Annotated in this window: 21 protein-coding genes; 11 read left to right on the top strand and 10 right to left on the bottom strand. The window is 45.1% G+C overall.

Translation table 11 applies throughout. The annotated features are described in order from the left end of the window. Window positions 1-69 precede the first annotated feature (69 nt). The 3 genes from GVO62_RS04170 to GVO62_RS04160 all read right to left on the bottom strand — a co-directional run bounded on the left by GVO62_RS04170 (window position 70) and on the right by GVO62_RS04160 (window position 2,686). Window positions 70-396, bottom strand: a complete 327-nt coding sequence (locus GVO62_RS04170) for a putative signal transducing protein (RefSeq protein WP_159117868.1) — start codon at window positions 394-396, stop codon at window positions 70-72. 125 nt (window positions 397-521) lie between these two features. After that, the gene (locus GVO62_RS04165) at window positions 522-1,634 is read right to left on the bottom strand and encodes a PilT/PilU family type 4a pilus ATPase (RefSeq protein ID WP_159117867.1); all 1,113 of its coding nucleotides are present in this window, start codon (window positions 1,632-1,634) and stop codon (window positions 522-524) included. Window positions 1,635-1,642: 8 nt separating this feature from the next. Continuing rightward, the gene (locus tag GVO62_RS04160) at window positions 1,643-2,686 is read right to left on the bottom strand and encodes a type IV pilus twitching motility protein PilT (protein WP_159117866.1); all 1,044 of its coding nucleotides are present in this window, start codon (window positions 2,684-2,686) and stop codon (window positions 1,643-1,645) included. Window positions 2,687-2,713: 27 nt separating this feature from the next. On the opposite strand from GVO62_RS04160, the gene GVO62_RS04155 reads away from it, so the two are divergent. The 5 genes from GVO62_RS04155 to GVO62_RS04135 all read left to right on the top strand — a co-directional run bounded on the left by GVO62_RS04155 (window position 2,714) and on the right by GVO62_RS04135 (window position 7,729). Then, window positions 2,714-3,400: a YggS family pyridoxal phosphate-dependent enzyme gene (locus GVO62_RS04155; RefSeq protein WP_159117865.1), complete on the top strand. Its 687-nt coding sequence runs from the start codon at window positions 2,714-2,716 to the stop codon at window positions 3,398-3,400. Window positions 3,401-3,450: 50 nt separating this feature from the next. Continuing rightward, on the top strand, window positions 3,451-4,272 hold the full coding sequence (proC, locus tag GVO62_RS04150) for a pyrroline-5-carboxylate reductase (protein ID WP_159117864.1): 822 nt from the start codon (window positions 3,451-3,453) through the stop codon (window positions 4,270-4,272). A 20-nt stretch (window positions 4,273-4,292) separates the two neighbouring features. Continuing rightward, complete coding sequence (locus GVO62_RS04145; RefSeq protein ID WP_159117863.1) at window positions 4,293-4,829, top strand: YggT family protein; 537 nt, start codon at window positions 4,293-4,295, stop codon at window positions 4,827-4,829. 89 nt (window positions 4,830-4,918) lie between these two features. Further along, complete coding sequence (locus tag GVO62_RS04140) at window positions 4,919-5,392, top strand: DUF4426 domain-containing protein (protein ID WP_159117862.1); 474 nt, start codon at window positions 4,919-4,921, stop codon at window positions 5,390-5,392. Between the two features lie 297 nt (window positions 5,393-5,689). Then, entirely contained in the window at window positions 5,690-7,729 is a 2,040-nt protein-coding gene (locus tag GVO62_RS04135; RefSeq protein WP_159117861.1) for an NADPH-dependent 2,4-dienoyl-CoA reductase, read from the top strand. Here the strand turns inward: GVO62_RS04135 and GVO62_RS04130 are convergent. From GVO62_RS04130 to GVO62_RS04120, 3 genes are all read right to left on the bottom strand, one after another. Next, window positions 7,726-8,061, bottom strand: coding sequence for a VOC family protein (locus tag GVO62_RS04130; RefSeq protein WP_159117860.1), 336 nt, complete (start codon window positions 8,059-8,061; stop codon window positions 7,726-7,728). The two genes, GVO62_RS04135 and GVO62_RS04130, sit on opposite strands and share 4 nt — an antisense overlap. Before the next feature lie 180 nt (window positions 8,062-8,241). Beyond that, on the bottom strand, window positions 8,242-10,086 hold the full coding sequence (locus GVO62_RS04125; protein WP_159117859.1) for a DUF885 domain-containing protein: 1,845 nt from the start codon (window positions 10,084-10,086) through the stop codon (window positions 8,242-8,244). Window positions 10,087-10,321: 235 nt separating this feature from the next. Further along, a complete protein-coding gene (locus GVO62_RS04120; protein ID WP_159117858.1) occupies window positions 10,322-10,966 on the bottom strand; it encodes a glutathione S-transferase family protein in 645 nt (214 codons plus the stop codon). A gap of 366 nt (window positions 10,967-11,332) precedes the next feature. Between GVO62_RS04120 and sodC the strand changes: the two genes are divergently transcribed. After that, window positions 11,333-11,878, top strand: a complete 546-nt coding sequence (gene sodC, locus GVO62_RS04115; RefSeq protein ID WP_159117857.1) for a superoxide dismutase family protein — start codon at window positions 11,333-11,335, stop codon at window positions 11,876-11,878. Between the two features lie 112 nt (window positions 11,879-11,990). Here sodC and GVO62_RS04110 read toward each other — a convergent pair whose 3' ends face one another. Next, the gene (locus GVO62_RS04110; RefSeq protein WP_159117856.1) at window positions 11,991-12,425 is read right to left on the bottom strand and encodes an OsmC family protein; all 435 of its coding nucleotides are present in this window, start codon (window positions 12,423-12,425) and stop codon (window positions 11,991-11,993) included. 508 nt (window positions 12,426-12,933) lie between these two features. On the opposite strand from GVO62_RS04110, the gene msrA reads away from it, so the two are divergent. Beyond that, window positions 12,934-13,545, top strand: a complete 612-nt coding sequence (msrA, locus tag GVO62_RS04105; protein WP_159117855.1) for a peptide-methionine (S)-S-oxide reductase MsrA — start codon at window positions 12,934-12,936, stop codon at window positions 13,543-13,545. On the opposite strand, the gene GVO62_RS04100 is transcribed toward msrA, so the two are convergent. Then, window positions 13,542-13,697: a hypothetical protein gene (locus GVO62_RS04100; protein WP_159117854.1), complete on the bottom strand. Its 156-nt coding sequence runs from the start codon at window positions 13,695-13,697 to the stop codon at window positions 13,542-13,544. The two genes, msrA and GVO62_RS04100, sit on opposite strands and share 4 nt — an antisense overlap. Window positions 13,698-14,058: 361 nt before the next feature. Between GVO62_RS04100 and GVO62_RS04095 the strand changes: the two genes are divergently transcribed. The 4 genes from GVO62_RS04095 to GVO62_RS04080 all read left to right on the top strand — a co-directional run bounded on the left by GVO62_RS04095 (window position 14,059) and on the right by GVO62_RS04080 (window position 23,265). Continuing rightward, window positions 14,059-15,303: an MFS transporter gene (locus tag GVO62_RS04095; protein ID WP_159117853.1), complete on the top strand. Its 1,245-nt coding sequence runs from the start codon at window positions 14,059-14,061 to the stop codon at window positions 15,301-15,303. Window positions 15,304-15,684: 381 nt separating this feature from the next. Then, entirely contained in the window at window positions 15,685-19,050 is a 3,366-nt protein-coding gene (locus tag GVO62_RS04090) for a glycoside hydrolase family 16 protein (protein ID WP_159117852.1), read from the top strand. A 12-nt stretch (window positions 19,051-19,062) separates the two neighbouring features. Beyond that, window positions 19,063-21,810, top strand: a complete 2,748-nt coding sequence (locus GVO62_RS04085; protein WP_201282643.1) for a TonB-dependent receptor — start codon at window positions 19,063-19,065, stop codon at window positions 21,808-21,810. Between the two features lie 156 nt (window positions 21,811-21,966). Further along, window positions 21,967-23,265, top strand: a complete 1,299-nt coding sequence (locus tag GVO62_RS04080) for a glycoside hydrolase family 2 TIM barrel-domain containing protein (protein WP_236547060.1) — start codon at window positions 21,967-21,969, stop codon at window positions 23,263-23,265. Window positions 23,266-23,434: 169 nt separating this feature from the next. Here the strand turns inward: GVO62_RS04080 and GVO62_RS04075 are convergent, their stop codons facing one another. Further along, window positions 23,435-23,788 carry an RNA recognition motif domain-containing protein gene (locus tag GVO62_RS04075; RefSeq protein WP_159117850.1) on the bottom strand — a complete coding sequence of 118 codons (354 nt, stop codon included), beginning with the start codon at window positions 23,786-23,788 and terminating at the stop codon, window positions 23,435-23,437. 151 nt (window positions 23,789-23,939) lie between these two features. After that, window positions 23,940-24,716 carry a peroxide stress protein YaaA gene (yaaA, locus tag GVO62_RS04070; RefSeq protein WP_159117849.1) on the bottom strand — a complete coding sequence of 259 codons (777 nt, stop codon included), beginning with the start codon at window positions 24,714-24,716 and terminating at the stop codon, window positions 23,940-23,942. Window positions 24,717-24,752 lie beyond the last annotated feature (36 nt).

The following is a 24,752-nucleotide window of genomic DNA, read 5'->3' as shown; positions in this document are numbered from 1 at the left end:
TAAGCAATACGCTTTATGCGCTCCAGCAAAATCCCGTTACCCTAAGCGCAATAAATTATTGTGCTAACGTTATTCAGGGCGGTGTCCTTCATTACACTGCCAACATAACTCGAATGCACTACCGTTTTCCTCTCCACATTGCGTGCAAAGCCAGTCTTCTCTGGCCCCCGTTGCTTTATTTGCGTTGTTTATTAACGCTTCCACCACTTTAGAAGCCCTGTCATACCAACTGTCATCAACAAGCCATACTTCTTGTTGTGAGTCTTGCCAAGGCAGCTCACCAATGGCGCCGCTAGCAAACTCGTTTTTTACCATATAAGGGATAGATAGAGCGTCTAATTCACTGCGAACGGCTTGCATTTCAAAGGCATCGTGTGAAGTGAAAAGTTTTTTCAAAAGCAATCCTCATTCAAATACAAAAGCAGCCACTGAAGGCTGCTTTTTTAGAAAATACCGTTTATTGACGAGTACAGGCCATAAAATTACGACGTATATTTTGCCTCAATCTAACTGAACGCGTTCTAATCATCCATATCAATCGACACATTAGATAGCGTGCCCAAACTAGATCCATCGCTAGTATCAAGTTTAATCATCAAGCGTAAGTCATTAGGCGAGTCAGCATGATGCAGCGCTTGATCCATATCGATCCTGCCCGCTTTATAAAGATCATAAAGGGCCATATCGAAGCTCTGCATACCTTGCTCTTTGCCCTTCTTCATCGCCTCTTTTAGCGCGCCAATTTCATTTCGCTGAATAAGATCGCGAACTAATGGTGAATTTAACAGTATTTCAATTGCAGCTACTCGGCCTTTACCATCCGGAGTAGGAACAAGCTGTTGGGCAACAATAGCCCGAATGTTTAGGCTTAAATCGAAGCGCAGCTTGTCGTGCTGATCTTTAGGCGCTAAATGCATGATACGCTCTATCGCTTGGTTTGCATTGTTAGCGTGCAATGTTGCCACACACAAATGCCCCGTATCGGCAAACGACATGGCATATTCCATGGTTTCCATAGAACGAATCTCACCAATGAGAATGACATCTGGCGCCTGACGCAGCGAGCTTTTAAGCGCATCGTCAAAAGATTGCGTATCGATACCTACTTCACGCTGAGTGATAACGCAATTTTTGTGCTCATGCACAAATTCAATAGGGTCTTCGATAGTTAATATATGACCATGAGAGTTTTCATTTCTATGACCAATAAGCGCAGCAAGTGAAGTAGATTTACCCGTTCCGGTTCCACCCACGAATAGAACAAGACCGCGCTTAGACATAATGATTTCTTTCAATACTCGCGGCAGACCTAAATCATCTGCTTTTGGTATCTGAGTAACAATTCGACGTATGACCATGCCTGCTTGGTCTCGCTGCCAAAACGCAGAGCAACGAAAGCGGCCAATTCCTTCTCGCACTATCGCAAAGTTACATTCCTTCGATGTATGGAATTCATTTTGCTGCTTCTCGGTCATGGCTTCATGAACAAGCGCTAATGAGGCGTCCTCAGAAGTCGCCGTTTCAGTGACCGGCGTAAGCTTACCGTTTATCTTGGCGCTAACGGGAAACCCCGCGGTAATGAACAAGTCCGACGCATTGGAGTCGACCATTTTTTGTAAAAGTGAATCTAACATATCGGCCTCTAGAAGTTGTTCATCGACTGTTTATCCACCGACTTAGCCGCCGCATCTTGTTTAGTAATCACCCCCATGGCCACTAAACGCTGTAAGCACTGATCCATCGTTTGCATACCATGTGCCTGACCAGTTTGAATGACAGAGTACATTTGCGGCACCTTATCTTCACGAATAAGATTACGAATAGCTGGAATACCTACCATGATCTCGTGTGCTGCTATTCGCCCCCCTCCAACTTTCTTCAGCAGGGTTTGAGATATTACCGCGCGTAGCGACTCTGAGAGCATGGAGCGCACCATGGCCTTTTCTTCGGCTGGGAATACATCGATAATACGGTCGATAGTCTTTGGCGCAGAGTTAGTGTGAAGCGTTCCAAACACCAAGTGACCGGTTTCCGCAGCTGATATAGCTAGTCGTATGGTTTCAAGGTCACGTAGCTCGCCCACCAAAATCACGTCAGGGTCTTCACGAAGTGCTGAACGCAACGCATTGTTAAACGAGTGGGTGTCGCGGTGCACCTCTCGCTGGTTTACCAGGCAAAGTTTGTTTTCGTGAACGAATTCGATTGGATCTTCAATAGTGAGAATATGCTCACGCTTGTGGGTGTTGATATGATCGACCATTGCTGCAAGCGTGGTACTTTTACCTGACCCCGTTGCCCCTGTTACAAGTACAATCCCCGTAGGTTGGTTTATTATCTCTTTGAAAATTTCAGGCGCGCCTAAATCTTCAAGCGTTAATACCTTGCTAGGAATGGTACGCAGTACCGCGGCAGCGCCTCGATTTTGAACGAATGCATTTACACGAAAGCGCGACAGGCCATTTACTTCGAAAGAAAAATCTGTTTCTAGATTTTCTTCGTATTCTTTGCGCTGCATGTCATTCATAATCTCATAAATGAGACTGTGTACTTGCTTGTGATCGAGAGCAGGCACGTTCAGTTTACGCATTTCGCCATCTACACGAATAATTGGTGGTAGGCCCGCTGATAAGTGTAAATCTGAGGCGTTATTCTTAACACTGAAAGCCAAAAGTTCGGTAATATCCACAACCACTTCTCCAAAACAAGGTGAATAATGCAAACAATAGCAGAAAGACTAAATTCCGCACTAAAAGGAATAGACCAAGCCGCTACCAGTGCACATCGTCCACCAAATTCCGTTAAATTGCTAGCGGTTAGCAAAACAAAACCCGTATCAGATATCATGGAAGCGTATGAAGCGGGACAACGAATGTTCGGTGAAAATTACGTACAGGAAGGTGTTGAAAAGGTTCAGGAACTTTCTTATCTCGATGATCTGGAATGGCATATGATTGGCCCAATCCAATCAAACAAAACTAAAATCGTCGCTGAGCATTTCGATTGGGTTCAGTCCGTAGACAGAGAAAAAATTGCTCGCCGCTTGAACGAGCAACGACCAGACTCATTGCCGCCGCTGAATGTATGTATTCAGGTGAATATTGATGACGAAGAGAGTAAGTCCGGTATATCTCTTGGCGAATTACCTTCTCTTATCGAGTTCATTGAATCGCAGGAACGCTTAACGTTGCGAGGGTTAATGGCCATTCCCAAAGCCAACCCAAGTGAAGAGCAGCAGCATAAGTCGCTCGCCAAACTTAAAGAATTATTCGACCACTACCATACATCACTGAGCAATTTTGATACCCTATCCGTAGGAATGAGTAGTGATATGGCAGAAGCGATCCAGCACGGGTCGACGATGGTGCGCGTAGGTACCGCTATTTTCGGTAAACGAAATTAGGTCGACACCTCACTACACAGACTTAAACGAAACTAATTAATAGGATTTACATGCAACAGAAAAAATTAGCATTTATTGGCGCGGGTAACATGAGCCGCAGCATCATCAGTGGTCTTATCAAATCAGGTTACGCCAAAGAAAATATCTTGGCGGCAAACCCTTCCACACCCAAGTTAGACGGCCTGAAAGCCGAGTTTGGTATTCATACCACACAGTCTAACGATGAAGCTTGCCAATTCGCTGATGCCATCGTGCTTGCGGTAAAACCACAAATAATGGGCGATATGTGCGCCGAGTTACAAAAGAACAATGACCTATCTGGCAAGTTGTTTATGAGTATTGCTGCCGGTCTTCCCGTCGCTCGGCTGCAAGAAATGCTAGGTGGTGAATACCCTGTTGTTCGTATTATGCCTAACACCCCAAGCTTATTGGGTAAAGGTATGTCTGGCATGTATGCCGACGACACGGTTTCAGAATCTGACAGACAATACGTTGACGATGTGATGAACAGCGTGGGCGAAACCGTATGGGTAGATAAAGAAGAGGGGATTAACGGTGTTATCGCTGCAGCAGGCAGCAGCCCTGCTTATTTCTTCTTGTTCCTGCAAAATATGCAGGAAGAAGCAATGAACATGGGCTTCGATAAAGCCCAGTCTCGCTTAATGGTTCAGCAGGCCATGTTAGGCGCAGCCGAAATGGTTTGTAACAACCCCAATCTTGAATTAAGCGAGCTTCGTGCCCAAGTTACATCTAAAGGCGGCACGACAGCAGAAGCCGTAAATACTTTCATTAATGAAGGTTTAAAAGACATTGTCAGCAAATCGATGCGCGCAGCAGTTTCACGTGCAGAAGAAATGGCAAAACAGCTATAACGTTTTAGGAAAAGCACAACATGAATGCAACGGTATTTTTGGTTGATACCTTATTTAGCCTTTATTTGATGGTGGTTATTCTGCGCCTTTGGCTACAAGTGGTTCAAGCAGATTTTTATAACCCAATGAGTCAATTTGTAGTAAAAGCAACCCACCCTATTGTGGGGCCGTTGCGCCGTGTTATCCCGTCAATCGGCAGATTCGACACCGCTACCTTTGTGTTGGCAGTAGCAGTATGCGCCCTAAAGCTAATCACGCTTGGCTTGATGTTTGGCGGTAGCCTCAACCCTGTTGGCATTGCCATTCTATCAGTGATTGGCGTGGTAAAAGAAACCTTATCACTGATGTTTTGGGTGTTGCTGTTACGGGCTATTTTAAGCTGGGTATCACAAGGTCAGTCTCCTGTTGACTACGTTTTATATCAGCTTACTGAACCGTTTTTAGCGCCTATCCGCAAGGTGATTCCTCCATTAGGCGGCTTGGACTTATCAGTGCTTATCGCCATCATTGCATTACAGTTTTTACAGCTACTGATCCAAGATACTTTTCCTATGTAATGAATGTCTACATATCGACATATCAATAAGGTATCTGCGGTCTAAGTAATGACGTTTATTGCATCGTGAGCGGAAAAACACAGGTAAAAATGAAGGCAACGATAAGGTCTATCATGAATAAATCAAACCGTATTAAAAAAGGCTATTTGGCATTTCTTGCAATAGCTATGGCTTGCCTAAGCATCTCTGCTTTTGCCGAACAAAAGCAAACGCTGGGTGAATGGGATGTACATTACATGGTGGTCGGCACCCCATTTTTAACGCCTGAAGTTGCTGCTAGCTATGGCATCGTAAGAAGTAAGTTCAATGCGCTGGTGAACATTTCTGTACTCGACAAAGTTTCTGGCGAAGCGCAACGTGCAGACGTCACAGGTACAGCAAAGAACCTCTTAGGTAACGCTCGCAAGCTCACCTTCAAAAAAGTTGAAGATGGCGACGCAATTTATTATTTAGCTGTTTTACCGTTTCGCGATCAGGAAACCTTTAGGTTTGAGATTGATGTGCAAAAAGGCGCGAGTAAACAAACGTTGAAATTCCAGCAAAAAATGTATGTTGATGAATAGATAAGGGCATATTTCAGCACTTTATTGCATACATATACATAAGTGTAACAGCTAGCTTATGCGGTACACCAAATCAGGGTTGATAAAGTTAAACTCTAAAAAGCGAGATTTCCGTTCAACTGGTATCTCGCTTTTTTATTTTCATAAAAACTTGATGACTCTACTTTACCATTTGCATGCAGTGGTAAATAATCAGAATAACTGGTCGGTCAAGCTAGCGTTTAACGCTATACGGTAAACTTAGCTCGTAAACCATAAACCAGCCGCCTTCATAGCATATAAAAACAGAGAATAATTATGAATACGCCCGCATCGCAGCCTTCACCATACCCTCACCTACTTGAACCACTAAATTTAGGCTTTACCACGCTTCGAAATAGAACGCTAATGGGGTCTATGCATCTTGGCCTTGAAGAAGAAAAAGGCGGATTTGACAAACTCGCTGCATTTTATGCCGAGCGTGCGAAAGGCGGTGCAGGTCTTATCGTAACTGGCGGGATCAGCCCTAATATTTCAGGTTGGGTAGCGCCATTTGCAGGCAGAATGACCCGTTCAAGTCATGCCAAAAAACATCGTGTTATTACTGAAGCAGTGCATAAAGAAAACGGCAAGATCTGCATGCAAATTCTGCATTCAGGGCGTTACGGCTATCATCCGCTTGCCGTTTCTGCCTCACCTATGAAGTCGCCTATCACGCCTTTTAAGCCACGGGAACTTTCCTCACGGGGCGTAAGAAGTACCATTAAAGACTACATAAAATGCGCTAGCTTAGCTCAAGATGCTGGATACGACGGCGTCGAAATTATGGGCTCTGAAGGCTACCTTATAAACCAGTTTTTCTGCGAGCGTACCAATCATAGAAGTGACGAATGGGGCGGCAGTCTGGAAAACCGTGCTCGTCTTGCTGTAGAGATAGTTAAAGGCGTACGGGAAAAAGTAGGTACTAACTTCATAATTATTTACCGACTGTCTATGCTCGATTTGGTTGAAGGCGGGGCTAAATGGGATGAAGTCGTGTACTTGGCTAAAGAAATTGAAAAAGCAGGTGCTACGCTAATTAATACCGGCATTGGTTGGCACGAAGCGCGGGTCCCCACTATTTCCACCTCGGTGCCTCGCGCGGCGTTTACCTGGATAACCAAACGGATGAAAAAAGAGGTGTCTGTCCCTCTTATTACGACTAACCGTATCAATACGCCTGAAGTTGCAGAGTCGGTGTTGGCTCAAGGTCATGCTGATATGGTGTCGATGGCCCGCCCTTTCTTGGCTGATGCACACTTTGTTGCCAAAGCCATGCGCAATGAATCTAAGCTTATCAACACCTGTATTGCGTGTAACCAAGCCTGCCTAGATCATGCATTTGAACAAAAGCGTGCAAGCTGCCTAGTTAATCCACAGGCATGCTATGAAACTGAACTGACTTTTGAACCCACGCAAAACAAGAAAAAGTTAGCGGTTGTAGGTGCAGGTCCAGCTGGACTGGCATTTTCCATGTATGCCGCTGAACGTGGTCACGACGTACACTTGTTCGATAAAGCCGCTGAGATTGGCGGGCAGTTTAACTACGCTAAGCAAGTGCCTGGCAAAGAAGAGTTTTACGAAACATTACGCTATTTCGATAATCAGTTGGCACGTGTTGGCGTTACTATCCATCTTAATACCGACGTGAATGCTGAAAACCTTGCTAAAGGCGGTTTTGATGAAGTCGTGTTAGCTACCGGTATCAACCCACGTAAACTGACAATTGAAGGCCACGACCACCCCAAAGTGATGAGCTATTTGGATGTATTGCGAGACCACAAGCCGGTAGGCAAAAAAGTAGCAATTGTGGGCGCTGGCGGCATCGGTTTTGATGTGGCAGAGTTTTTAGTTGAGCATGAACATTTAGCCAAAGATAAAGATAAATGGCTTGACCACTGGGGTATCGACAAAGATTATTCAACGCCAGGTGCGCTCAAACAAAAAGCGATAGAGCCATCAGACCGCGACGTTTATTTACTTCAGCGTAAGACCTCAAAAGTAGGCAAGGGGCTTGGCAAAACAACGGGCTGGATCCACAGGCAATCATTAAAACACCATAATGTCCAAATGATAAATGGTGTGAGCTACGAGAAAGTGGACGATGAAGGCCTTCACGTACTGATTAACGATACGCCTAAAGTACTGCCAGTCGATAACGTCATAGTCTGCGCAGGCCAAGAGCCGTTTAAGCCTCTCCAAGAACCGCTGGAAAATGCGGGGTTAACTGTACACATTATAGGTGGGGCTGATGTAGCTGCAGAGCTAGACGCCAAGCGTGCGATTCGTCAAGGCGCGGAGCTCGCAGCGAATATTTAAAACTGATCAAACATGATAGCGTTGCCGTCTGGGTCTTTAACGATTAAATGCCCAGGGCCGCTATCGCCTTTCACAGGAACCTCTAACCCTATACCCTGCGCCACTAAATTCCCTTGAAGAGCTCTTACATCGTCAGGATTAAAAGTCATAATGTTGTCTTCAAACATGCCTTCGAATAGGCCAATCATGGTGGTGCCATTTTTCATCATTAACCATTTGTCTTCCACCGAGCCGCATGAAGGCATGGCTTCAAAACCCAACGCCTCATAAAATGCCTTCGACTTGCTGATGTCCTTTACCGCTAAACTCAACGAAAATAGCCCTAAATCCATTTTCCGCTTCCTTATAAGTCTCAAATAATGATTAATACAATCCGCATAGATAATTACCCACTCTAGTGAAGCTACTTACCAATATCACTGCCACTGGTCGCAAAAACGAAAAAAGCCAGCAAGGCTTTAAACTTGCTGGCTTTAATATGTATTAACGTCTACCTAGTGTGTAGATGCTCTCTAACTTTTCTGGCTCGCAATCCAGCGGTCAATTTTTTGTTCAAGAATGGCCAAAGGTATACCACCTGTATTTAGCACTTGAGCATGAAATTCTCGAATATCGAAATTATCACCCAGCGCTTTCTCTGCACGAGCGCGCAATTCTTGAATTTTAAGTGCGCCGACCTTGTAAGATAGTGCCTGTGACGGAATGGCGATATAACGCTCTACCTCTGCCACAACTTCTGTACGTGTCATACCTGAATTATCAAGCATAAAGTCGATAGCTTGTTCACGGGTCCATCCTTTGGAATGGATACCCGTATCTACCACTAAACGCATGGCGCGCAGTTGTTCATCTTGAAGCGTACCATAGCGATTCCATGGGTCATCGAAGAAGCCCATTTCGTAGCCTAACGTTTCAGAATACAGCGCCCAGCCTTCACCGAAGGCAGGAAGGAAACTAAAGCGCATAAATGAAGGCAGCGCTTCATTTTCCTGCGCTAGACTCACTTGGAAATGGTGACCCGGCGCGCCTTCGTGTAGGTACAAGGTAACGTTTCCTGTGGTTAAGCGACTAGGAAGGTCATACGCGTTAAAGTAGAAAGTACCTGGGCGCGAACCATCGGGCGTGCCCGGCTGATAAGAACCACCCGCGCTAAATTGCTCGATAGCAGGGTCGTAAGGTTTTATTTCTAGTTCAGACTTGGGCAATAAAGAAAAGTACTGATCAATTTTCTCGTCAACTTCGCGGCCAATATCGTAATAGCTTTGCGTTAGTGCCTCGCGACTTTCAGGCTTAAACTTGGGATCGTTGCGTACATAGTCGAAGAACTCGTTTAGCGTCCCTTCAAACTTCACTTCATCCTTAATTTCAAGCATGTCGTTTTTAATACGCTTAACTTCTTTTAAGCCCAACTTGTGAAGTTCATCAGGCGTCATTGGCAGTGTCGTTGAACCTTCCACCATAAGCTGGTAAAGCTTAGCGCCACCTTTCATATCGCTAAGGCCAATGCTTTCACGGGCTACGGGAAGATACTCGTCGCGAAGAAAGTCACGCATACGCGTTGTTGCATCGTAAATCTCTTGCGTCGCTTTCTCATAATCAGCGGTTAAACGGGCTTTTTCTTCATCGGAAAAGCTCTCTGGGAACATAGTGACTGGCCCCCAATATTGTGACTCTTTAATTGGGATAGCTAACTGAGTATCAAACTGCTTAATTACGCGGTCAATAGTAAGCTTGGTTTCAAGCACGCCACTTTCCATGCCTTCTCGAAACTTATCGATAGCGCGGTCAGAAATCGCAATATAATCCTCATGGCGAGATAGGTTATTTTCGTAATCCTCTACCGTTTTAAATGGCGCTGCGCCCTTTCCGCTAGCAAAGGTTGGATAGAAGGTGTGAAACCCGCTGAAATGGTTAACAGGGCGAACTTCCGTTAGCGCTTCAATCTCGTCTGTCGACATTTTCAGCGAGCGCTCTTGGTTGTATTTAAATACATCGTAGGCAAGCTTGTCTGTATCGCTTAATTGGCTACGGTCAATTTGTTTAAGCTCTGACAAGTTTAGCAGTGTGGCCGTTTTGCCAGCTAGTGCATGGGAGTCTGTTAAGAAATCGCCCATTCTATCTGCATAGCGCATATCGCCACGGAAAATAGCCATAATGGGGTTTAGTTCTATATTCCGCTGGTCGGCAGCCGCAAAGAGTGCAAAAAGCTTATCGTGCTCAGATGCATCCTTCGTCGCCGACACACTTGCTTTGTCGATTGGCTGTTCTGCATGGTTATGGGCGAATGCCGAGGCAGCGCTAAGGCCTAGTGTCATAGTTACTGCGCTACTGACCACTAGTGTTTTAAATACTTTCATTTTTGTTCCTTGTTGTAATCGCCATTATCTCGCGAGTGTCTCGCCGCCGCGTTAAGTTAAAGGCGCTGTCATTTTTAATTCGTTGTAATTTTAAGTGCTACACAGCTTAGCGGGTACGCTAAACCACCAGACGTTATTTAAACCACGCTTGCTGCATTTCTATAAATAGCCTCAACGTTAACTGCTTTTAAGAGAAGCTTTATAAGTCTCATCTTGAGATTATTGATATGCGTTATTAGTTTTCGGCTATCTGAGCCATTTCTTTTCGCCATGCTCTTTCATACGCTTCACGACTTAATACGCGCTGCGCGTAAACTGAAATATTCTCTAGTTTTCCATCTAATGTTAAGTCTAATTTACTCCCCTTCGCCCACGCTAAAATATGACCTGCTATAACGTCGGCCATGGTAAACATGCTTCCGCACACAAATTCTTTGCCACCAAGCATAGAAGAAAATACAGGCAACACGCGCTTAAACTCCCACACCGCTACATCTCGCATTTGCTCTAGCCTTTGCTCTTTAGGCAACGCAAAGGTGTGCTTCGCTAAGTTCCAAATAGGCTGTTCTAATTCGCTGGTAAGAAATAGCATCATCTCTTCATACTTGGCTCTATCGAAACTGCCGGCCTCAGGGATAAATTCATGCATGCCGTGTCTTTCAGCCAAAAAAGTGACAATAGCTGCTGATTCACTCAAGGTACCTTCAGGTGTTGTAAGTACTGGGATTTTGGCGGCGGGGCTAATTGCCTTATATTCATCAGACAGATGCTCTCCTGCCTTTAAATCAATAACCTTGTAGTCGTAAGGTAAACCAATTTCTTCCAACGCCCATGCTATTCGTACCGAGCGCGTTTTCGGGTAGCCGTAAAGCGTATACATATCCCGCCCTTATCAAATTAATGTGTAATCACTTTAAGTCTAATACGCTAAGAGTGCTAGCGACATATTGTAACTGAGTTTTAACGGTGTAATTAAAGGTTTACCTAGCCACGTAACTTCAATTTTACGCAGTACATTACGTAAGATTTTCACAGAAAATTCACTTCTGATTTTGTAAGTTATCAATTTAACTCTTTAATACAATTAACTTTTCTTTCTACACATCAATAACCACGCGGGCTACCTTCATTTTCCTAATCCTATTCGTCAATCAAATTCAATGTGGTTTGCTTTGTGCTGTTCTAACTGTGCAGTGCCTATGTAATTGCAAGGCAATATTTCAACATCTTAGTGAAGGAGAACACTATGAAAAAACGTTTACTCTCAACCCTAGCAGGGTCTATATCATTAATAGTAAGTGCGGGCAGTTTTGCGGCGCATCACCAAGAAGATGGAAAAGATGTGGTGATGAATGATTTAAAAACGGGCAAAAGTATTGGTACCGTAATGGTAAGCAGCTACGACGACGATGGCGTCGTGTTCACGCCAAAGCTTTCAGGCTTAACACCGGGTGTTCATGGCTTTCATGTTCACCAAAATGGTGACTGCTCACCTGCGATGAAAGATGGGAAAAAAGTACTCGGTGGCGCGGCTGGTGGACATTTCGACCCAGAAGATACCGGTAAGCACCGTGAACCATGGTCTGAAAAAGGTCACGAGGGCGATCTTCCCGTACTTTATGTCGATGAAAATGGGAACGCCACAAAGCCAGTGTTTGCTCCCGAGCTTGAGTTAGAGGATATTGAAGGCCGTGCACTAATGATCCACGCAGGCGGCGACAATTATTCTGATTCTCCTAAAAAGCTGGGCGGCGGTGGTGAGCGCGTTGCTTGTGGTGTAATTGGGAAATAAACCCTGGAGCGTATATTGAGAATTCAAATGAAATCGATGAATTCCAAAATCAAGAAAAGCGGCCAATGCCGCTTTTCTCTCATCTGTTTGAAAAAAGTTTTTTACTGTTTTCTCAGCTTTTGTTCAGTTTGTATTCCAACGTAATATTAGCGTTTAGAAGTTGAGATACGGGGCAGTTCTCTTTCGCGTCCTTTGCAATTTTTTCGAATTCATCTTCGGTAATCCCTTCAACATTGGCATCCAGGCTTAGCGCTGACTGAGTAATTTCAAAACCGTCGTCACTCTTCTCTAAAGTGATTTTAGCCGTCGTATTTAACTCGCCATCGTCATAGCCAGCGTCTGATAGTGCAAATGAAAGCGCCATTGTGAAGCAACTTGCGTGAGCAGCACCAATTAGCTCTTCGGGGTTAGTCCCTTTTCCGTCTTCGAATCGTGTATTAAAACCATAGGGCTGATTAGATAAGGCACCTGTTTCGGTAGAAATACTTCCCTTCCCTTTTTTGCCAAGTGGTTTGTACGCTGCACTACCTGATTTTACTATCGACATATCATTCATCCTTACATTTTTGACTGAACTTACTTCACGCTAAACGTTTTAACTGCTTCGAACATATTCAAACTCTAACTGAACTGCTTTAAACAGAGCATTTAGCAATAAGCGGGTTAAAACCAACCTGCGGTCAAACAAGTCGGCTTCTAGATAACATCAATAATGCAAACGCTTTGCCGACATCGCAATTTAGCGCTCCCCCCCTGTTGTGCGTGGCCTTAAGAAAGAACAGGTCTACACGTAAAGTAAGCTAATGCCTAAAAACATAGTGAGACTACAGACTAAAATGAAAATTTTACGTGCTGCATTGCTTCATTTTTTGAAAGGAGAAAGCTAAAAAGGTGGGGAACCAGCAGAAGACGAATAGTGCGATGAAATATTTCGCTCACTTAAACGTTCTCTATTGGTGTGGCGTATATGATTAGGAAGTAGCTCTATAGTTTTGCACCATGGCGACATGTCCAATTATTAGCGCAGACCTCGTCATCACAACAGAAGGTAAAAAATGAAATCAACTTTCTTTACATTACTTGTAAGCGCTGTGCTTAGTACCGCTATTTTGTTACCAGCATCTTATGCAGACGAAGCCGTTTTAGCGGGTGGCTGCTTTTGGTGTATGGAAGCGGATTTTGAAAAGCTAGAGGGGGTAACCGATGTAGTCTCTGGCTTCACCGGTGGAAGTGCGCCAAATCCAACCTACAACGGCAATCACAAAGGGCACTATGAAGCGGTCAAAATAACCTATGATGGATCAAAACTTTCATACCGAGATATTCTTGATCATTTTTGGGTAAACATAGATCCCTTCGACAGCCGAGGCCAGTTTTGTGATAAAGGCCCAAGCTACTTAAGCGCCATATTTGTTGCTAACGACAAAGAGCGGGCAATTGCAGAAAAAACAAAGGCGGCAGTAAAAGCCCAATTTCCGAATAAAGAGGTTGTTACGCCTATTCTAGACGCCTCTACCTTTTATCCGATAAAGGGCGATGAAATTGGCCATCAAGATTTCTACAAAAAAAGTCCTGTTCGCTACCAATTCTATCGATGGAACTGTGGCCGCGACCAGCGTTTAAAAGAAATTTGGGGTGATAAGGCACTGGGGAAGAAAGGAACTTAAACCAGCAGCGCGAAAGCTAGATCGAATGATAAAACCTCGCCTGAACTGCTATCACGCCCAATAGAAATGGCAACGAGAAAATAACCACCTAGCAAAGGCAGCCAATCTGTTACTCCCAGCCCAAGTCCGCTTCGCATCGACGTTGTGCTCATGTGTTAGCCTCTTTGTGAGGCAAAACATACTGCTTGTTTTGCGTATTGTATGTGAAGTGGAAAGTCGACACTGAAAGCTGCGCTTAAGTCTGCAAGCGTTTTACGGTAAGTATTAATCATTATTTGAGTTATATTTTTGTGAAGTATTGATTTTTTGCTTAAAAGTCAAGGTTTTATATTGCAAATACCATTATGACTATCTTAAAAAAAACACACCAGTCCATTTCCATTAACATAAATAAAACAATTAACCCGTTGAATTAAATAATAAATCTTATCAACTACCGTTACCTTGATAGCTTGAGGATGATACGATCATCTCTAGTCGACGGATAGGTGCAGAAGGAACAAAAGGTAATTTATGGGAAATCAAACTGACAAGATGGCCTCTAACACAGCGGATACCAACCACTCTCTTAACGCAGACGAGTATTCGCTGGCCACCATTACATTTTGGCTGGCTTTCGGTACCTTTGTGATTGGTTGTAGCGAGTTTGCTGCAATGGGTTTATTACCTTACTTCGCTGAAGATTTTGGCATTACCGAACATATTGCAGGCTACGCAATTAGTGCCTATGCCATTGGCGTGGTTGTGGGGGCGCCGCTCATCACTATTTTCTTTTCTCGGCTTGCCCGCCGCACCATGCTTATTTCAATGATGGTGTTTTATGCCGTTGGAAACCTATTTACAGCGCTGGCATGGTCAGAATGGACAATGAATATCGCTCGTTTTATTGCCGGCCTTCCTCATGGCGCATATTTCGGTATCGCCATGCTATTTGCTGCAGACATTGCCGGCAAAAATAAACGGGCGCAAGCCGTCAGTAACGTCATTCTAGGCTTGGCTATCGCCAATATTATTGGTGTGCCGTCAATCAGTGGCATAGGGCAAGTATTTGGTTGGAGAACAGGGTTCTTCATGATTTCGGCTTTCGCATTGATAACTGCGCTAATGGTATGGAAAACCGCACCATACCGTGGTCCTAACCCAGATGCAAAACCGCTCACTGAGCTTAAGGCGCTAAAAAATAAAGATGTTTTGCTAGTCCTACTAATGGGCGCTATTGGCTTTGGTGGTATGTTTTCGGTGTACTCCTACTTCAGTGCCTCGTACCTGAGCACCACCACAACCCCAGAATGGGGAATATCTGCAACCTTATTAATTTACGGTATTGGCGTAACGCTGGGTAACATTATTGCCGGGCGGTATTCTGAAGGGCGACTGCTCACTTCAGCCATAATGTTTCAACTACTGCTTGGCTTATCAGCAGCTGCGTACGCAGCATCTATGGGCAACCCTTACCTCATGGCAACATCGTTATTTTTCATCGGTATTGGCGGTGGCATGGTCGTACCGCTACAAACCAGGCTAATGGACGTTGCAGGCGACGCACAAACACTGGCTGGAGCGATGAATCACGCGGCTTTCAACACGGCAAATGCGTTGGGACCTTGGCTTGCTGGTATGGCATTATCCGCAGGCTATGGCTATGCTTCAACCGGCTGGGTAGGTCTTGCCCTAGCCTTGTGTGGCGTGCTCGTTTGGCTGACAATAGTAATGTCGGCGCGCAAACCTAAAGTACAGAAAGAAGCAATATCCGGTTAAACAGCTGATTAGTGCTGGCAGATTCGTTTGCCAGCACGCCTTAATCAGATTATTCAGTGTATGTCGCTGTCATTCGTGTGATGACCATTAAATTCATTTTCTTTTTCCCGCCTAAAGCATTCAAAAGATCTATATTTCTAATTAACAGAACTTTCTCTTACTTAGCTTCAAAGAGCAGAGGCGAACACATCGACAGCTAACATTTTATCCTTCCCAAAGTTAAAATTAACATTAAATTAACGATAATTTTTCTTTTAATTTGGCTTTTTTTGACTATAACTTAACCTTGGGTGCTCATATAACGCTTAGAAAAATCAAATACAAAGCGATAAACGTGCACAAGAGTATCCACTACCAGTCCTGTCAACAAGAGAAAAACACATGAGCAGACCAACTCTCAACTTGTTAAGTCTAGCGTCAATTGTAAGCGCTTCCATGCTTTTAGGTGGCTGTCAAAATGATGATGAAGCTATAGGCGGCCAGCTTGAAAATCCACCTCCTCCTACCTCAGCAAATTTCGAGCTTGTTTGGGCTGATGAATTCGACGGCTCCGCTGTAGATACGAGCAAATGGGAAATACAAGTCGGAGACGGCACGTCAATTGGATTACCGCCAGGATGGGGTAACAATGAATTGCAATACTACACTGCCGACAATATCACTGTAGAAGACGGAACGTTAATCATTGAAGCACGTGTTGGTGACTCTCCAGATCCTAATTTTGCTTACACTTCCGGTCGCATGCGAACGCAGAGCTTGTTCGATTTTACGTATGGTCGAATAGAGGCGAGTATTAAAGTTCCCGAGGGTGTTGGACTTTGGGCCGCTTTTTGGACCCTCGGCAGCGATCCTTCGCCATTTGGCGAGTGGGCGGCGCGTGGTGAGATAGACGTAATGGAAAGCTTCGGTCAGGCTACGCCATTTGTCGCAGGGACAGCACACTTCGGTCAGCGTTTTCCACTGAATGTTAGCGAGTCTAAAACCTACGATATCGACCCTACTGATGGTTTTCACCAATACGCGGTGGAATGGGACTCACAGCGCATTCGTTGGTTTGTAGACGGTGATCATTATTTTACAATCAGTAGAGATACCTACTGGAATTACTATTTCAAAAATCAAATGGAAGGATTTCTCTCTGGTGAGGACGATGCACCTTTCAATGAAGACCAACACCTTATTGTTAATTTGGCCGTTGGAGGCAATCCTGCAGGTGTACCCAACCCCAATGATGCAGACGTATTTCCCGGGCAACTTTTGGTTGACTATATCCGCGTTTATCAATGCCCTCTGCCACCTGTAGGCGATGGTCTTGGGTGCGAAAATAGTATTGATGAGGTAGACCCATTTGTTATCACTCAAGGAGGCGACGGTACGCCGCCCCCACAAGATGTCGTCGTAAACACGTTCCCTCTGTATGACGATGCTCCGGGCGTATTATTTAGCGGCACTAACAGCGAAAGACCTTTGGGCATTGGTGTTTTCAACAATGACGGTGCGCTAACGGTTGCTGAAGTAGAGTCAAGTGACACGACGAGAGGTACGGTCATCGAAGTCACTACCAGTGGCGGTGGAAATATCCAAATAAACGATCCAGAAGGCAATACCTTTGAATTATTTGGAATGGGCAGAGCCGACAACAACGAGTTTTATGGCGGCGAATTAAAGTTTGACGTGTACATCGACAGTGCCGACACACAAGCGACCGCGCTGCAAGTAGGCGTTGACAGCGGCTTTCCAAATATTGGATTTATTCAAGTTCCACTTGCTAACCTTCCTACTGATGAATGGACATCAGTATCTCTAGCACTAAGTGACGTTATTCAAAGCAACATTGGTGCGTTTGGCGGTGGTCCAATGGATGTCGAGGAAGTCGTAAACCTCATTGTACTTGAACCAGTAGGTGGCGCTGCGAAAATGCGGTTCGACAACATACGGCTCGTGTGCGGAACTCCACAATCTGAGCCGTGCGGTATTGTTCGAATTACTACCGTGCCGCAAAACGTATTCATTGATGAGGTAGACCCCTTCTGGACGTTTGGCATAGGCGCAGTCGATAGCGGTTCTGGTTTTGAAACTTACACCGATGGAAGCAATCCCGATGGTGTTAACAAAATAGAATGGGAAATTGTCACCAGCGACGATGCATTACGAGACCAAGTTATCGATATCACCTTCAATGGCGATGGAGAAAACGGCGTATGGTTTATTGCTACAGACCCTCAGAATTTAGCAGGATATAATAACGGCGCAGTGGTGTTTGATTTGTTCGTGTCAGACTTTGGTAGCGACACAAACACCATTACTATGCAAATAGATTGTGTGTTCCCGTGCACAAGTGGACCACAAGACTTGGGCCGACCTGCTGATGGTGAGTGGCAGGAAATTGAAATTCCTCTCAATCAACTCATTAACGCTGGGCTGAACACCACGACAGTCAGTGCTGGTTTGGTGCTTTCAGTTACGGACGTTAATGCCACCACTTCGTTCACTATCGATAACGTTCGTTGGGAACCGTTCACCGATATCGTGGAAGAAGAAGTACTACCGCTAAGTTTTTACGCAGACTTTGAAGGCGTTGACCCTCAAGCCACTGCACTAGGTAACAACTGGATGAGTTTTGGTACGGCTTTTACTGCTGACGGAAGCTTTGTTTACAACTATGGCGCACCATTTGGAACCCCACTCAACTCTAACAGCTTTGCGAATATTGCCGTGGGACAAGGCGATGCAGTGCAGGGTTCACAACAGCTAGTATTGTTCAATGATTATAACAATGCTGATCATGGTAATGGCTTATTTATAGAAGCGGCAACATTCCAACAGTTTAATTTGGTTGCCGAAGACGCCGGTACCTACACCTTTAGCTTCGATGCAAGGGCACCAAGCGAAGGCGCAATTGCTGACCCTACAACAGCCACCGCCTACGTACAGACCTTAGATCCCAGCAATGGATTTTCAACCACGGCACGGGTAGAAATTGACCTGTCGGCGATATCAGGTAGCGACTGGCAAACTTATAGCGTCAACTTCGACATCACCGACGCTATGGCAGGCCAATTACTAGAGTTTGGTTTCACCTCTAGGACAACCAACTTTGCGCCTTCAGCCATCATTGTTGATAACGTTGACTTTGATAAAGCACAACCGGGGGTGTTCTACGAAACAGATTTCGAATCTGGTAACGCCGGTGCAGGAGAAATTGGTGACGGATGGCTGAGCTTTGCAGCGGTATTTGCTGACGGTAACTTCGCCTATAGTTACGGTCCATTCCCCTCCCCTAACAACACGGGCGGGTTCACAAGTTATGCCACTGGCGAAGCTGGTGAAGCGCAAGGTACTCAGTACTTAAACGTATTCAGTGATTACAATAACGGCGACCATGCTAATGGCTTGGTGATTGAAGCCGCTAGTTTCCAAGAGACCGTGTTCAGCACGTCTGACGCCGGTAGCTACGTGTTCTCATTTGACGCTAAAGCACCGTTTGAAGGGGGGATTGCCCCACCCACCACAGCGTATGCCTACATAAGAGTACTCGATCCTAACAACGGTTTTGCATCTAGTGTGGACGTGAGAGTGGATTTGAGTGCGGTAAGTAATACGGAATGGGCTCGCTACACTGTTGAGGCGACACTAGACGAGAGTTTAGACGGTCAAATCCTTCAGTTTGGTTTTTCAAATTCAGCTACTGACTATAACCCCAGCGGTGTCTTCTACGACAACGTTAATTTTTCAATAGTTGAATAGGGAGGGTCAAAAATGAAATGTTTTAATCGAGATTTTAATGACATGCCAACAATTACAACATCGGTCGGTGCGGGAAACCTTATGAAATTATTCGGACACTGTATCTTGGCCTCTTCTATTGTCTTTGGTGTCGCATCGGCGGTTGCACAAGAAGTAGAAAAAACCGAGGAAGAAAAGGAAGCAGACTTAGAACGCATAGTGGTAACCGTAGAACGTCGCTCTCAAGATATTCAAGATTTAGGAGGAACAGCGTTTGCGTTTTCTGGCGAAGACCTAAAGGCACAAGGTATTCAAGATATCACCGATATTTCTGAGTCCATTCCCGGTTTAGAAATCGGTAACAATCAGGGCAACGTAGAGGTATGGATCCGCGGTATAGGCAGCTCTAACAATACTGAGCTTGGCGACCCGGCGGCGGCGACGCATTTAGACGGCGTATATATACCGCGCCCCTCTGGTATCGGTTCAGCATTTTTCGATATATCTCGCGTTGAAGTTAACGTTGGTCCTCAAGGTACGCTCCGCGGAAGAAATGCGACCGCAGGGTCTGTAAATATTATCCCTTGGCGCCCAGCTATTGGTCAGTGGAATGGCAGTGCCGAAGTTGAGTTCGGTAACTACAACCATCGAACGATAACCGGCGCATTAAATATACCCGTCAATGACGTCTTGGCCTTTCGCGTTGCCGGTATCAAAACCGACCACGACTCGTATTACAATGATGTTGGCCCGCTCGATCTTGAACTTGCGGAAGCCGCTGATAACCTAGGCTTAAGATTTCAAGCGCTCTACGAACCTAATGACGACTTAAGCATTTACATGTCTTACGACTTTGCTAGAGAGCAAGGCACGGGTTACACGGGCACAAACTACGCCTTGCCACTTGGTCTTGGCATAGACCCTGACACCATTGAAGACCCCCGTGACGTAGTGGGCCGCGGTTTTTCTCCCATCCAAGACACTATTCACGATGGCTTCAAGCTTGAGGTCACCTATGACTTGGGTAAAGTTAAGCTTGAATATAATGGAAGCTATCGCGACCTAATCTACGACTATCAAGCCGCAACGCCATTATCACCAGACTTCCCTGGCGTTTTCGATGCCCTGGCCCCGTTGGATCAAGCACTTGACGATTTCTCTCGGTTCCAGTTTTTAACTGATTCTGAGTCAATCATTCACGAGCTACGTTTATTGTCTGACGACGATGCAAGCCGACTCACCTACACTGCTGGCATCTTTTTGTTTGACGAACGCCAACAAACGTTCCTAGCATCTGCGGGAGATCGTGGCGGCTTTTTTCAGGGTGCTGAATTTAACCAGCCAAACACCGATACCGATTCATTTTCGATATATGGTGACGCCACCTACGAGTTCAGTGCGGATACACGCCTAACGCTTGGCTTACGTTACACCAAAGATACTAAGACACGACAAGGTGTGAATGCACGCTATGCTTTTGCACTCGGAGGCTTCGATGTTAATACCGGTAACCCATTTGGTTGCTGTATGGGCGCCAGAGTAGGCACAGAAGGCTTCCAGTTCGCTGGGTTTGGGCGCTCTATTTACGACCCAGATCAAAATGGAGATGGTAACGTCTCTGATGACGAATTCTTAGCCTTCTACTTCGATGGTATTTCTCAGTTTGGTGATAGAGACACCCTTGACGACATCTTTGCTAATGGCGTTACCCAAGGCGGCGCAGAAAACCGCCCGGCCTGCTCAGACAGTGATGTCACGGATGGACTTATCTGTAATGAAGATGGTACTCACTCCTTCGCAGTACCTATCTCGCCAAACAACTCCATAACCGTGCAGGATGGTCGTATAGACAATGAGTTTGTAGACTGGCGTATCAGACTTGAACACGACTTAAACAATGACCAACTGTTGTATGGTCTTATTGCTACAGGTCACAAATCAGGTGGATTTAACGATACGTTTAGCGACCCTACAACCGGGTTAACGTTGGCTCCAACCTATCAAGAAGAAAGCGTTACATTGTTCGAGTTTGGTTCGAAGAACGAGTTCGATCTTGGTGATATTCCTACCACCTTTAACTTCTCGGCGTTTTACAATGATTATCGCGACCAGGTGTTTACAAACCTGTTATCGGTTGAACAAGCCCTTGAGTTCAACTCTGGTGCACCTGTTGACCCACTTGATGCAACGCCAGGAGCACTGGTAGTGTCGTTTAGCTTTAACGCTGCAGACTCAGCAATTTATGGTATGCAGTTCGACGGTAAGTTTGAGCTACCTTACGACATTAACTTTAACTGGACTGCACTGTGGCTAGAAGCGGAGATTGAGAATAGTCAGGAAATACAGGATTCTCGTTTCCAGGCCGACGTAGCGCCAGATGAAGCCGTATTCCAGTCAATTGATGGTAATCGTCTGCCCCGCACACCGCGCTTCCAGCTTAACGCTTCATTAAGTCAAATTTTTGATATAGGTAGCGGCACCCTCGATTATGTTATTTCAACAGGGTGGCGCGACTCTCAATTCTTGACCATATTCAACAGCATCGATTATCAAAACCCTGATAATCCTCGTCGCCGACTAGACGATTCTGTTGATGCGTATTGGACAGTGGATGCGGGTATGGGCTATACCCATGGCGATGGTGCACTTCGTATAGAAGCTTTTGCAAACAATCTTTTTGATGAAGTGCGCACTGCTGCAACAATTATTACCCAGTTTGACAACACACGCTTTTTTACACGCCCAAGAACGTTTGGCGTGCGCGTAAGGTACACCTACTAATGTAAGTGTTGAACAGCAGCGAAAAACGCTTAGTGTTGAATTAAGCAAAACCAACGCGCATATAAACCGAAAGGAGTATGCGCGTTATTTTTTATGACTCTTAAACGTAGTCAATATGCTGTATTTTCGACGCAAATAGGATTAAAGGAGAATAATGTGCAACGTTTCCCTATCATTGGAAGTCTGCTATTTGTATTCACTATGTTATCAGGTGGCGAAATAGCCGCGAAGCCAGTGCACGTAGAAGTGAGTAAACTCCCTGACGGAAGCTATAGCTTGTTACGCGATGGTAAGCCGTATTTAGTTAAGGGAGCCGGGGTAGATGGTGCCGATCTTGCCACTTTGGCTGCGCACGGGGCCAATTCAATTCGAACCTGGTCGATAGATGGTGGAGCAATGCCAGCCCAAGCTTTATTGGATAGAGCCCATGAGCTTGGAATGACCGTCTCTTTAGGCATTGACTTCGCTCGTGAGCGACATGGCTTTGATTATGATGATGAACAAGCTGTCGCTGCACAGCTTGAGAAGGTAAAAGCCAGCGTGCTGGCTCACAAAGACCATCCTGCCCTACTTACTTGGTTCATTGGGAATGAGCTGAATTATGATTTTACTAATCCCAAAGTGTACGACGCGGTTAATGAGGCTGCAGACTTGATTAAGTCAATTGATCCGCACCATCCAACCACAACCACCATTGCCGGGTTTGATAAAAAAGCCATGGACGCAATTATGCGCCGTGCTCCGTCCATCGATTTCGTTAGTTTTCAGCTTTATGCTGATGTGGTCAATCTTCCTAAATACATTGAAAAGTATGGCTATGAAGGGCCCTATATGATCACTGAATGGGGCGCAGTGGGTCACTGGGAAGTATATGAAACTAAATGGGGTGCCCCCGTTGAAACTACCAGTTCAGAAAAGGCCAGTAACTACGCGAAAAGCTTCGTAAAGGCAATTGAACCGGAAAAGAAACAACTCATTGGCAACTATGTTTTTCTTTGGGGGCAAAAGCAAGAACGTACAAGCACGTGGTACGGAATGTTTTTAGACTCAGGAGAGCGCACCGAAGCTATAGATGTAATGCACTATATATGGAAAGGAAAGTGGCCTGAAAACCGTACACCTAGGGTAAGCCCCATTGGTTTAGATGATAAGGTAGCGTTTGATAACGTTTTTCTCTTTTCCGGCGACAGTTATAAGGCAACGCTCAACGCAGTGGATCCCGATGGCGATACGTTGCGATTTAGATGGGAAGTGAGAAAAGAGTCTACAGCCACAGAAGTGGGTGGCGACCGTGAAGTAGTGCCAGAGGAAGTATTAGGGCTGATAAAGAACCCTGAAGCACAGAAAATAACACTGAAAGCGCCAGAATCTCCGGGGGCTTATCGGTTGTATGCGTTTGTTTATGATGGAAAAGGTAATGCCGCACATGCGAACTTTCCCTTTTTCGTGAAATAGAAAAAGCGCTAGCGCGTAGTTATCTCTACAGGATAACTACGCGCTGGCGCTTCAATTAAATAAAGTTTCTATTACTTTTTCGATCTCGTTTTGCAGGCGTTTTTTGCCCGGCAACATTTGAGAAAATAACAACGATTCGCCGTAACACTAACCATCGAACTTTAAGCAATTATTCTGGCTCGCTTTTATGCTTATCATTGGTGCTAGCAGCACTTCCCCACACGTTTTCAGGTATATCTCTAGGTGCTGCAGGAGCAAGCTCTTCCGCAGCGGCCTGCTTCTTCTCTTGATTTGACCATTTGACGCGAATTTTTTTCCCGTCAATAACCTTTGCGTTTAGCGCTTTAATGGCATTGTCGGTTTCATCTTGCGTGCTCATTTCAACAAAGCCAAAGCCTTTAGATAAGCCTGTTGCATCGTCCATCACCATGTCACATGACACAATGGAACCAAACTCAAAGAACAGATCTTCAAGACTTTCTTGGGTAAATGATTTAGGTAAGTTGCGAACTAGTATGCTCAAGGTATGACTCAACTCAGTTGATAATGATTGTAGGGTACATTGTAGCATGTGATCACGGTAGCATGTGATCACGCGCCGTTTCCTAACCGCTCTTAAGGTAGCGCCGAATAATACAAGTCTGCATAGATAAGTACCCAGAGAGGGGGCGGGCTTACCCCTCTTGGTTACGAAGAAACACAAGTTCCGTCGATGAACTTTGTTCTTCACTAAACTGATAGCCGTCTACGTCGAAGTTTTTCAAACCTTCAACGTCCTTTACACGGTTTTCAAGAATATAACGCGCCATCAAGCCACGGGCCTTCTTCGCAAAGAAGCTGATAATCTTATACTGGCCGTTTTTGCAATCTTTAAAGGTGGGCGTGATGATCATGCCATCAAGAGATTTCTTTTGAACCGCTTTAAAATATTCATTTGAAGCAAGGTTAATTAACACATTATCACCCTGCGCTTCCAATGCTTTATTCAGCACATAAGTAATGCGGTCATTCCAAAATGCGTATAAATCTTTGCCTTCAGGGTTTGTTAATTTAGTCCCCATCTCTAAACGGTAGGCCTGCATTAAGTCGAGTGGTCGCAGCAGTCCGTATAGACCAGATAGGATTCGAAGATGTTTTTGGGCGTATTCTACCGTTTCGCTATCAAGTGAATAAGCATCAAGTCCCGTATAAACATCGCCATTGAATGTATACATTGCCTGACGCGCGTTATCTGGCGTAAACGGTGTAGAAAATTCAGCAAATCGGTTTGCGTTTAAGGTGGCTAATTTGTCACTGATTTTCATTAGCGATGATAAGTCAGCGGGTGATAACGTGCGGCATACTTCCATTAAACGTTCCGTATCTTCAAGCATGACAGGCTGAGTAAACTTACTCACTGGAATATCGCTTTCAAAATCTAGATTTTTCGCTGGGGATACTACAACTAACATTTCGACTCCTTAAATTTTATACCAATCCGCATAGAT

Origin of the sequence: Alteromonas sp. KUL150 (assembly GCF_009811475.1) — a bacterium.
GTDB classification, from domain to species: Bacteria; Pseudomonadota; Gammaproteobacteria; order Enterobacterales; family Alteromonadaceae; genus Alteromonas; species Alteromonas gracilis.
The sequence above is the reverse complement of the archived record's forward strand: the minus strand, read 5'-3'. Positions and strand labels throughout refer to the sequence as shown.

Excerpts from the sequence above, each read along its gene's own strand:
- GVO62_RS04090 (WP_159117852.1), top strand. The coding sequence starts at position 15,685 with ATGAGCAGACCAACTCTCAACTTGTTAAGTCTAGCGTCAATTGTAAGC.
- GVO62_RS04095 (WP_159117853.1), top strand. The coding sequence starts at position 14,059 with ATGGGAAATCAAACTGACAAGATGGCCTCTAACACAGCGGATACCAAC.
- GVO62_RS04100 (WP_159117854.1), bottom strand. The coding sequence starts at position 13,697 with ATGAGCACAACGTCGATGCGAAGCGGACTTGGGCTGGGAGTAACAGAT.
- GVO62_RS04130 (WP_159117860.1), bottom strand. The coding sequence starts at position 8,061 with ATGGATTTAGGGCTATTTTCGTTGAGTTTAGCGGTAAAGGACATCAGC.
- GVO62_RS04110 (WP_159117856.1), bottom strand. The coding sequence starts at position 12,425 with ATGTCGATAGTAAAATCAGGTAGTGCAGCGTACAAACCACTTGGCAAA.
- GVO62_RS04135 (WP_159117861.1), top strand. The coding sequence starts at position 5,690 with ATGAATACGCCCGCATCGCAGCCTTCACCATACCCTCACCTACTTGAA.
- GVO62_RS04140 (WP_159117862.1), top strand. The coding sequence starts at position 4,919 with ATGAAGGCAACGATAAGGTCTATCATGAATAAATCAAACCGTATTAAA.
- GVO62_RS04120 (WP_159117858.1), bottom strand. The coding sequence starts at position 10,966 with ATGTATACGCTTTACGGCTACCCGAAAACGCGCTCGGTACGAATAGCA.
- yaaA (WP_159117849.1), bottom strand. The coding sequence starts at position 24,716 with ATGTTAGTTGTAGTATCCCCAGCGAAAAATCTAGATTTTGAAAGCGAT.
- GVO62_RS04125 (WP_159117859.1), bottom strand. The coding sequence starts at position 10,086 with ATGAAAGTATTTAAAACACTAGTGGTCAGTAGCGCAGTAACTATGACA.
- GVO62_RS04145 (WP_159117863.1), top strand. The coding sequence starts at position 4,293 with ATGAATGCAACGGTATTTTTGGTTGATACCTTATTTAGCCTTTATTTG.
- msrA (WP_159117855.1), top strand. The coding sequence starts at position 12,934 with ATGAAATCAACTTTCTTTACATTACTTGTAAGCGCTGTGCTTAGTACC.
- GVO62_RS04155 (WP_159117865.1), top strand. The coding sequence starts at position 2,714 with ATGCAAACAATAGCAGAAAGACTAAATTCCGCACTAAAAGGAATAGAC.
- GVO62_RS04165 (WP_159117867.1), bottom strand. The coding sequence starts at position 1,634 with ATGTTAGATTCACTTTTACAAAAAATGGTCGACTCCAATGCGTCGGAC.
- proC (WP_159117864.1), top strand. The coding sequence starts at position 3,451 with ATGCAACAGAAAAAATTAGCATTTATTGGCGCGGGTAACATGAGCCGC.
- sodC (WP_159117857.1), top strand. The coding sequence starts at position 11,333 with ATGAAAAAACGTTTACTCTCAACCCTAGCAGGGTCTATATCATTAATA.
- GVO62_RS04085 (WP_201282643.1), top strand. The coding sequence starts at position 19,063 with ATGAAATGTTTTAATCGAGATTTTAATGACATGCCAACAATTACAACA.